The organism is Fulvimarina manganoxydans, from assembly GCF_900176465.1.
In the GTDB taxonomy this organism is placed as follows: domain Bacteria; phylum Pseudomonadota; class Alphaproteobacteria; order Rhizobiales; family Rhizobiaceae; genus Fulvimarina; species Fulvimarina manganoxydans.
Genome location: NZ_FWXR01000033.1, coordinates 22,438 through 31,599, shown reverse-complemented (window position 1 = coordinate 31,599; position 9,162 = coordinate 22,438). Strand labels below are relative to the sequence as shown.

Sequence of the window (9,162 nt, the reverse complement as noted above, 5' to 3'; positions counted from 1 at the left end):
CGCCGCGGCGCCACCGCCGTCGTCGATGAGCGCCATATAGGCCCCAGCTCCGCGCCCCGTCAACACCCCTCTTCGTAAAAAGTTCAAAAAAGTTCCGGGAGACCCGAAATGGCTCGTGGCAAAGCCCCGTGTGCCTTGGAAAGCGCCGGTAGACCCAGTCGATGTCCAGGGCGGCGCAAAGCTGGCTTCAGACCTCGACAGTCCCGAATTCGCTCGCCAATCGACGGGCCTGGCTGTCGATCTCCCGCACGCGCTCTAGACGCATAGTGTCAAAGACGCCTGTCTCAGACGCCATCTGGTCGAGAACCCGTTCGACCAGTGCGGCCATGTCGAGAAAGCCGATCCGCCCGGCGATGAAGAGGTCGAGCGCGACTTCCTTGGCGGCGTTGAAGACGGCGCCCGTATAGCCGCCCGCCTGCATGACCTCCCGCGCAAGCCGCAGGGCGGGATGGCGCCTTTCATCGGGATCGCGGAATGTCAGGGCGCCGATCCGGGCGAGATCGAGGCGCTCGATCGGCAGCTCGCGACGATCCGGCCAATTCAGTGCATATCCGATCGCATGGCGCATGTCGGGCGCGCCGAGATGGGCCATCATCGCGCCGTCGCGAAAGCCGACCAGCGCATGGACGAGCGATTCGGGATGGATGACCGCCTCGATTCGCTCCGGCGCGATCCCGAAGAACTCATGGGTCTCGATCAGCTCCATCGCCTTGTTGAAGAGGCTCGCACTGTCGATGGTGATGCGCTGGCCCATCGACCAGTTGGGATGGGTGGCGGCTTCGGCGAGGGTCGCGTGGCGCAGGCGCTCGGTCGGCCAGTCGCGAAAGGCCCCGCCCGAGGCGGTGATGACGATCCGCTCGACGGCGGCGATGTCCTCGCCGATCAGCGCCTGGAAGATCGCCGAATGCTCCGAGTCGACGGGGAGGATGGTCGCGCCATGGGCTTTAGCGGTCGACAGGAGAAGCGGGCCGGCGCAGACCAGGCTCTCCTTATTGGCAAGCGCAAGGGTGCGTCCCTGCTTCAAGGCTTCGAGACCGGGCTCAAGCCCCGCCGAACCGACGATCGCGGACATGGTCCAGTCGACGGGCCGGGCCGCCGCCTCGATCAGCGCCTTTGGCCCTGCCGCCGCCTCCACATTCGAGCCCGCCAGCCGGGCGCGCAATTCCTCAAAGCCGTCCGGGTCGGCGGTGACCGCCAGCTCGACGCCAAGGCGTTTCGCATCTTCGGCCAGCCTTTCCAGATTGCGCCCCCCCGTCAGCGCGACGACATGAAAGTCGCCGGGCCGGCGCGCCAGAAGATCGATCGTGTTCTGACCGATCGATCCGGTCGCACCCAGGACAGACACACGCTTCATACTCGACCTTCCCCGCATTTTTTGATGTCGCCGTCTTCCGAGGTCGCGTCCAGACGCTTCGATGCCGAACGGATGGCGGGCGATCCGTGCCACCGTTTCCAAGGGTTAAGGGCAAGCCGTGACCGAATCCAGCCCGATGGGCTAGCGCGTCTCTCTCAAGGGTCGGCGGGAATGTCAGACGCCGCGCCCATCCGGCGCCCTCGCCCGGTCCGAATTCGCCGGCCGCTTCATGCGCCCGCAGCGCTCGGAGCAGTAGCGCACCTCGTCCCAGACCCGCGCCCATTTCTTGCGCCAGACCATGGGGCGCCCGCAGGCGGCACAGGTCTTGGTCGGGAGGTCGGACTTCTTGCGCATAAGTTGTATTTGGGCCGGTGCCTGTGTCTTGTCGAGCCGTACCAAGCCTGCCTCGCCGCGCCCCGACGTCGCAGTTGACCTCACAGAGGCTCACCGCATCTGCCGGGATCGACAGCGCCGCCGGCACAGGCCAGGCGCGATGACATGGCGGAGCGAGCAGGAATGGGACGATATCTGATCTATGGCGGCAATGGCGGCATCGGCTCGGCGATCGCACGGCGGTTGTCCAAGGGCGGCCATGAGTTGGTTCTGGCCGGCCGAAACGAGGCGGAGCTGGCGAAGATCGGCGAGGAGCTCGGCGCCAAGACCCTCATCTGCGACGTCATGGACGAAGCGGCGATCGACAGCACGGCCTCAGAAGCTGGCGACAGCCTCGACGGGCTCGTCTATGCCGTTGGCTCGATCAATCTGAAACCTTTCGCCCGCGCCTCCTCCGATGATTTCCTCGCGGACTTCAAGCTGAATGCCCTCGGCGCCGCGAAAGCCTTCCAGGCCTCGTCCAAGGCGTTGATGGCGGCCGAGAATGGGGCGAGCGTCCTCTTCTTCTCCACCGTCGCGGTCGAACAGGGTTTTGCCGCCCATGCCTCGATCGCCATGGCCAAGGGCGCGATCGTCGGGCTGACGCGCACGCTTGCCACCGAATATGCGCCGAAGATCCGGGTCAATGCCATCGCCCCATCCCTCGTCGACACAGCCCTTGGCCAGACCGTCGCGGGCAATCCGAAAATGGCCGAGGCCGTCGCCAAGATGCACGCCATTCCCCGTCTCGGACAGCCCGACGACATCGCGGCGATGGGCGAACTTCTCCTGACCGAGGCCGGCTCCTGGATCACCGGCCAGGTCATCGGCATTGATGGCGGGCGCTCCGCCATCCGCGTCATGAAGAGCTGACCGGCCCGTCATGGCAGCGCTTCGCTTCGTTCTCGGCGATCAGCTCAGCCGGGAGATCTCGTCTTTGAGCGATCTCGAAGCCGGCGATACCGTCTTGATGGTGGAGGTCGCGGCGGAGGCGAATTACGTCCGTCACCATCAGCGCAAGATCGCCTTTCTCTTCGCCGCCATGCGCCATTTCGCCGATGATCTGAGAAAGCGGGATGTCAGCGTCGACTATGTCCGGCTCGACGACGAGGCCAATACCGGCTCCTTCACCGGCGAGTTGCAGCGGGCCGTCGAACGCCATGCGCCGGATCGCGTCGTCGTGACCGAGCCCGGCGAGTGGCGCGTCCGCGAGATGATGGCGGATTGGCGCGAGGAGGTTGCTTGCGAGGTCGAAATCCGGCCCGACGACCGTTTCATCTGCTCGCATGAGCGCTTCTCGGAATGGGCGGAGGGCCACAAGGACCTTCGCATGGAGTATTTCTATCGCGAGATGCGGCGCGAGACCGGCTATTTGATGGAGGGCGACAAGCCGGCCGAGGGCAAATGGAATTTCGACCATTCCAATCGCGAGCCGTTGAAGACGAGCGTCAAAGCGCCGGAGCGGCCGACCTATTCGGTCGATGAGGGGACGCAGGAGGTCATCGACCTCGTATCGTCTCGCTTCGGCAATCATTTCGGCAGCCTGGAGGATTTCGACTATCCGGTGTCACGGCGCCAGGCGCTGCATTATCTCAACTGGTTCATCGACGAAGCCCTGCCCGATTTCGGCACCTTTCAGGACGCCATGCGTTCCGGCGAGCCGCTGCTGTTCCACTCCCACATTTCGGCCCTCATCAATTGCGGGCTGATCGACCCGCGCGAAGCCTGCGACCGGGCCGAGCACGCCTATCGGGACGGCACGGCGCCGATCAATGCGGTGGAAGGCTTCATCCGCCAGATCATCGGCTGGCGCGAATTCATCCGGGGCGTCTATTGGCGCGAGATGCCGGACTATGCCGCCTCCAACAAGCTTCTCGCCCAGCGCAAGCTGCCGGACTTCTTCTGGACGGGTGAGACCGATCTCAACTGCCTGAAACAGTGCTTTGCCGAGGTGAAGGCCAGCGCCTATAATCATCACATCCAGCGGCTGATGGTGATCGGCAATTTCTGCCTTCTCTGCGGCTTCGATCCACGCGAGGTGCAGGAATGGTATCTCGTCGTCTATCACGACGCCTATGAGTGGGTGGAAATGCCGAATGTGGTCGGCATGATCCTCTATGCCGATGGCGGTCTCTTCGCCTCCAAGCCCTATGCGGCTTCGGCGAACTATATCGACAAGATGAGCGACTATTGCGGCGACTGCGCCTATTCGGCCTCCAAGAAGACCGGCGAAGGCGCCTGCCCGTTCAATGTGCTCTATTGGGATTTCATCGCCCGCAACAAGGACCGGCTGAAGGGCAATCCCCGCATGAACCGCACCTATGCGACGCTTGAGCGGATGGATGGCGAGAAGGTGAAGACCATCCGCAGGGAAGCGACGCGGTTTCTCGACGGGCTGGTCGCGACCGGGGATTATTGAACGCGATGGCTCCCCACGAATTCATGGCCTTGCGCATAAAGGCGCGAACCTCCTGCGAGGCCCAACACGCATCGATTGACCCGGCCCGATGGGCCTTTATCTGCCACGCGCAATGACCCTGTCTCTTCGAACGCCCGATGATCGATCGCAGCCTTTCGGCGGAGAAGAGGGCGCGCGAAGCGGGTCGAAGCGACTGGCCCGCTTCTTTGCCAGCCGCCCCGGACGCGGCCTCGTCATGGCGTTGCTCGTCGCTCTGATGATCGTCTGGTTCCGCATTCTCGGACGGCCCCTCACCTGTCCTTGCCGGACGATCGAGCTCTGGCAGGGCAGCCTCGATCCGGCGGAGAACAGCCAGCAATTTTCCGACTGGTATTCGGCGCTCCACGTCATTTTCGGCATGGGGCTCTACGCCTTCCTGAAGCGCATGCGCCCGACCTGGCCACGCGGCGCGCTTCTGACGCTCGCCATCGCCTCCTCGGTTCTGTGGGAGGCGATGGAGAACACGCCGGCCCTCATCGCCTTGTTCGACGGCGCCGACGGGGCGCCGGCCTATTCGGGGGATTCGGTCTTGAACGCCCTCGGCGACACCCTCTTCGTCGCCATCGGCTTCCATCTGGCCGCGATCCTGCCCGTCGCCGCAACGGTTTTCCTCGCCATGGGACTGGAACTGACCGTCGCCCTCGGCGCCCATGACGGCTTCGTCATCGGGACGGCGCGGCTCTTGAACATCCCCTGAATGCGAGCCGCGTTCCGCCTGCCTCATCATCAATGAGATGAGCGATGAGCGATGAGCGATGAGCGATGAGCGATGAGCGATGAGCGATGAGCGATGAGCGATGAGGACAAAGCTGCCGGTCCGCGCGTCAACGCCTTTCGGTCAAGCTCGTCCGGCAAGCGAGGAAATACACGAAATTTCACCATACGGCGCGAAAAGCAATAATTAAACTTTTGCGTTGAATTTAGGTGTCATTCCATTCGTGGATCTGCTGATTGCCCCGCTCTGCGAACGCCCAGTCGAGACATGATGCCCGTCAACCTCGCTCTTTGGAACTCATCATGACAATTAGTCGGCTTGTTAACGTCCTTATAATGCTCATTGGTCTTGTCGCCATCTCGTTTCCGATCAGCAATCTGAAGGAAAGCGTGACGGTTATGCAGGACGCGCAGACGTCCGCACAATATGCGCGTCTATCCAGCGCCCTTCTGACGATGCAGATGGGCCTATTGTCCGAGAAGGCAGACAGCCCCAATCTAATGCGTATGGATGGTCAGACGCTGTCAAAGGCGCGAGCCCTCATTCAAGGGAATCGGGAGACCGTCGATCGTGGCTTTGCAAGTGCTGAAGCGATCTGGAGTGATCTCGCCGACGCCGATCTCGTCTCGCTGCGGGACGCCATTTCTGACCGCATGTCGGCCCTTGTCGCGCTGCGTGCCGATCTGGATCAGCAACTCACCCGGCCTCTGACAGAACGCGACCCCGGCTTCGGCGAGAAATTCGGCAAGGCTGGGAATGCCCTGATGGCGGCGACGGTTGATTTCTCCAAGCCAATCGAGCGCTTCATCGCCAATTTCGACCCAGCCACCGCCAATCTGATCCGGATCAAGAACGGCGCTTGGCAGACACGTAATGTCGGCGGGTCCGTCTGGGAAATCGCGCATGGTCCCTATACCGGTGGCGATCTTCTCTCCGCGGAAGACAAGCAAAAGCTGAGCGTGATCGCCGGTCGTACGCAAACCTATTGGGAAAACGTCCAGGAGGAAGCCAACGATCCGGATGTGCCAGCACCGGTCCGTGATGCGGTCGCGAAAGCGAATGCGAGCTATTTCGAGGGCGACTTCGGCAAATTGCGCCAGGACGTGGTGGATTCCGTCGCGTCGGACGCCATGCCGTCAATGCCCTTTGCGGACTGGCTCAGCCAACTCATCACGGCCATCAACACGATCACCGACGTCGCGTCGATTTCAGTCAACGCTGCCGTCGATACGGCTATGGCACAGTACGAGGCGCGTATCTTCGAGGTTCAACTGGCTGGGGGAATCTGTCTGGTTGTGGTCGGGATTTGGGCTATCGGCTATCTCATCTTGCGCAGGCGGCTCTTCATCCCTCTAGCCGCGATTACGCAGAGCGTCGAGAAGATCGCCGCCGGCCAACTCGATACGACGATTCCAAGCATTGGGCAAAAGGATGAGATCGGACAGATGGCGGCAGCAGTCGAAGTCTTCCGCAACGCTGCCATCCGGAATGTGACGTTGGAGGCGGAAGCGGCGGAGAACCGATCGCGCTCGGAGGCCGAACGCATCGAAATGCAGCGCCGCGTGGAGGAAGAGGCCGAACAACGCTTGCAGCAGGCGACAGGTGCGCTTGCAACGGGGATTCGGCGCTTGGCTTCCGGAGACATGCTCTGCGAAATCGACGAAGAGTTCGCGCCGCAGTTCGAGTCGCTCCGCGCGGACTTCAATATGTCCGTGCGCCAACTGCGCGACGTTCTCGTCGTAGTATCCCAATCAGCCGCATCGGTCGATGCGGGCAGCAAGGAGTTCTCTGTCGCAACCGACAATCTGACACAGAGGACAGAACAGCAGGCGGCTTCGATCGAGCAGACCGCCGCTGCTCTCAGCGACATCCTCAGCCAGGTTCGCTCGACATCCAGCCGGACGATGGAGGCGCGCAAGATCGTGCACGGAAGCCGCTTGCAAGCCGACAACGCTCAGAATGTCGTGACGGATGCGATCGACGCCATGCGCAATATCGAGACGTCGTCCGCGAAGATCACGCAGATTATCGGCTTGATCGACGAGATCGCCTTCCAGACAAATCTCCTGGCACTCAACGCTGGTGTCGAAGCCGCGCGCGCAGGCGAATCTGGCAAGGGATTTGCCGTCGTGGCCCAGGAAGTGCGTATGCTCGCACAGCGGTCGACGGAAGCCGCGAAAGACATCAAGAAACTGATTGGAGATGCATCCAATGCCGTCTCCGAAGGCGTGCGTCTCGTTAATGAAACGGGCGAAGGCCTCTCCTCGATCGCTGGCATGGTGCAGACCGTCGACACGCATATCAATGCGATCGCCAGCGACGCAGAGCAGCAGACCAGCAACCTCGGCGAAGTCAGCAACGCCATCAATCTGATGGAAAAGGCGACCCAGCAGAACGCAGCGATGGCGGAAGAGATGACGGCAGCAAGCAATGACCTGCACGACGAGGCGGATCGGCTCTCGGCTGAACTCGCCAACTTCCGCTTGGTCTCAGAGAAGCAGCAAGGTCAAGGCGGCACAGGGCATCAGGCGCATTCCCGAAGCCGCGCAGCGGCCTAACGAAGCCGCTTCGATGGCAAAGACAACAGGGGCGTCGCCAAGCTGGCGGCGTCCATAGCGCTGCGAATGGAGTGGAGACGCGGAAGAGCAGCATGAGGTTTTGGCATCATGCCCTGGGGAGTGCTCATCGTTGCGCAGGGTGTTCGGTGGCCTCCTGTGAAGAATTTATAAATCATTGAAATCGCTGACTGATCGTCTTCTGTAAAGATTTGACTTTTGCCTGTTTCAGCCGGCTGTGTGCGGATAGACTTGCAAATTGCGTTGCGGCGTCAGGCGTGATTCCATGCATTTGGGGTCCATGAATCGGGAGCGGCGGGACAGCGGGCAGACGGACATGTTCCGGGCCCGGCTCGACCAGATCGTCGACATGAACCATGCGCTCGCCAGGCTCGGCCGGGCGATCGACTGGCGGTTTCTGGAGGAGCGGTTCGGCGCGGTTTACACCGACGCGCCCGGCCACCCGCCGCTGCCGACCCGGCTGATGGCCGGGCTCGCCATCCTGAAGGCGATGCACGACCTGTCCGACGAGGCGCTCTGCGATCGCTGGCTGGAGAACCCGTACTATCAGCTGTTCTGCGGCGAGGAGTTCTTCTGCCATAAGCTGCCTTTCGACCGCTCCTCGATGACGCGCTGGCGCCAGCGGATGGGCGAGGAGCGGCTGAACGCGCTTTTGCAGGAGAGCCTCGCCACAGCGACCCGAACCGGCGCGGCCAAGCCCGCCGACTTCACCAGGGCCGTCGTCGATACGACAGTGCAGCCCAAGGCGATCGCCCATCCGACCGATGCCAAGCTGATGCAGCGCTCGCGAGAACGGCTGGTGCGCCTGGCCAAGACCCTGGGGATCGATCTGCGCCAGTCCTATGAGCGGGTCGGCAAGTTTGCCCTGATCAGGCAGCAGCGCTACGCCCATGCCAAGCAGTTCAAGCGGGCGAACAAGGCGCTCAGGACCCTCAAGACCTATCTCGGCCGGGTCATCCGCGACATCGTCAGGAAGACCAAGGGCGACCCGGAGCTGGAAGCGGCGGTGGCCCACGAACTCATGCTCGCTCGCAGGGTCCATGCCGGCAACCGCAATCTCATTCCCCTCTGTGGCCAGCCGAAAGACGCCGATCTCCGGGTCTTCAGCCTGCATGCGCCCGAGGTCGAGTGCATCGGCAAGGGGAAAGCCCATCGGCCCTATGAGTTCGGCGTCAAGGTCTCCGTCGCCACCACACTGAAGCGCTCCAAGGGCGGCCAGTTCGTCACCCATGTCGCGGCGTTGCCCGGAAAACCGTATGACGGGCACACGCTGGCGACAGTCATTCCCGCAATCGAGGCTCAAGTCGGCGCGACCCTCACGCGGATCATCGCGGACGCCGGCTACAAGGGCCACAACGCGCCGCAAAGCCACCGCTTCAAGGTCTACACCTCGGGCCAGAAACGCGGCATGACCGACACGATCCGGCGTGAAATGAAAAGGCGGGCGGCCGTCGAACCCGTCATCGGCCATCTCAAGGCCGACCACCGGATGGGCCGCAATTATCTCGCCCACAGCATCGGCGACGCCGCCAATGCCGTCCTAGCCGCCGTCGGCTACAACTTCCGCCGAATCCTCGCTTGGCTAAAGCTTTTTGTCGCCTTCATCCAAGCCGCGGTCATCACAATGCTCGCTCAGGGCCAGCTTTGCCCGGCGGCTTAATCAGCCTTCTTCACGGACGACAGAACG

Annotated in this window: 7 protein-coding genes; 5 read left to right on the top strand and 2 right to left on the bottom strand. The window is 62.5% G+C overall.

Annotated elements, in window-relative coordinates; all coding sequences use genetic code 11:
- Nucleotides 1-187: 187 nt before the first annotated feature.
- Together dxr and B9A15_RS21445 are read right to left on the bottom strand one after the other, a co-directional pair.
- On the bottom strand, nt 188-1,354 hold the full coding sequence (gene dxr, locus B9A15_RS21450; protein ID WP_084412898.1) for a 1-deoxy-D-xylulose-5-phosphate reductoisomerase: 1,167 nt from the start codon (nt 1,352-1,354) through the stop codon (nt 188-190).
- Nucleotides 1,355-1,528: 174 nt separating this feature from the next.
- Nucleotides 1,529-1,708, bottom strand: coding sequence for a DUF2256 domain-containing protein (locus B9A15_RS21445; RefSeq protein ID WP_084412896.1), 180 nt, complete (start codon nt 1,706-1,708; stop codon nt 1,529-1,531).
- A gap of 162 nt (nt 1,709-1,870) precedes the next feature.
- Here B9A15_RS21445 and B9A15_RS21440 point away from each other — a divergent pair, with 162 nt between their 5' ends.
- From B9A15_RS21440 to B9A15_RS21420, 5 genes are all read left to right on the top strand, one after another.
- Nucleotides 1,871-2,599 (top strand): SDR family NAD(P)-dependent oxidoreductase, encoded by a 729-nt coding sequence (locus B9A15_RS21440; RefSeq protein WP_084412894.1) that lies wholly within the window; start codon nt 1,871-1,873, stop codon nt 2,597-2,599.
- A gap of 10 nt (nt 2,600-2,609) precedes the next feature.
- Entirely contained in the window at nt 2,610-4,145 is a 1,536-nt protein-coding gene (locus tag B9A15_RS21435; protein WP_084412892.1) for a cryptochrome/photolyase family protein, read from the top strand.
- A gap of 88 nt (nt 4,146-4,233) precedes the next feature.
- Entirely contained in the window at nt 4,234-4,881 is a 648-nt protein-coding gene (locus tag B9A15_RS21430; protein ID WP_084412890.1) for a DUF2585 family protein, read from the top strand.
- Nucleotides 4,882-5,552: 671 nt separating this feature from the next.
- On the top strand, nt 5,553-7,457 hold the full coding sequence (locus B9A15_RS21425) for a methyl-accepting chemotaxis protein (protein ID WP_244557070.1): 1,905 nt from the start codon (nt 5,553-5,555) through the stop codon (nt 7,455-7,457).
- Nucleotides 7,458-7,740: 283 nt separating this feature from the next.
- Nucleotides 7,741-9,135, top strand: a complete 1,395-nt coding sequence (locus B9A15_RS21420) for an IS5 family transposase (protein ID WP_084412908.1) — start codon at nt 7,741-7,743, stop codon at nt 9,133-9,135.
- Nucleotides 9,136-9,162: the final 27 nt, after the last annotated feature.

Bases quoted from the DNA above. Each gene is read 5' to 3' on its own strand.
- dxr (WP_084412898.1), bottom strand. From the start codon at position 1,354: ATGAAGCGTGTGTCTGTCCTGGGTGCGACCGGATCGATCGGTCAGAAC.
- B9A15_RS21445 (WP_084412896.1), bottom strand. From the start codon at position 1,708: ATGCGCAAGAAGTCCGACCTCCCGACCAAGACCTGTGCCGCCTGCGGG.
- B9A15_RS21440 (WP_084412894.1), top strand. From the start codon at position 1,871: ATGGGACGATATCTGATCTATGGCGGCAATGGCGGCATCGGCTCGGCG.
- B9A15_RS21435 (WP_084412892.1), top strand. From the start codon at position 2,610: ATGGCAGCGCTTCGCTTCGTTCTCGGCGATCAGCTCAGCCGGGAGATC.
- B9A15_RS21430 (WP_084412890.1), top strand. From the start codon at position 4,234: ATGGGCCTTTATCTGCCACGCGCAATGACCCTGTCTCTTCGAACGCCC.
- B9A15_RS21425 (WP_244557070.1), top strand. From the start codon at position 5,553: ATGTCGGCCCTTGTCGCGCTGCGTGCCGATCTGGATCAGCAACTCACC.
- B9A15_RS21420 (WP_084412908.1), top strand. From the start codon at position 7,741: ATGCATTTGGGGTCCATGAATCGGGAGCGGCGGGACAGCGGGCAGACG.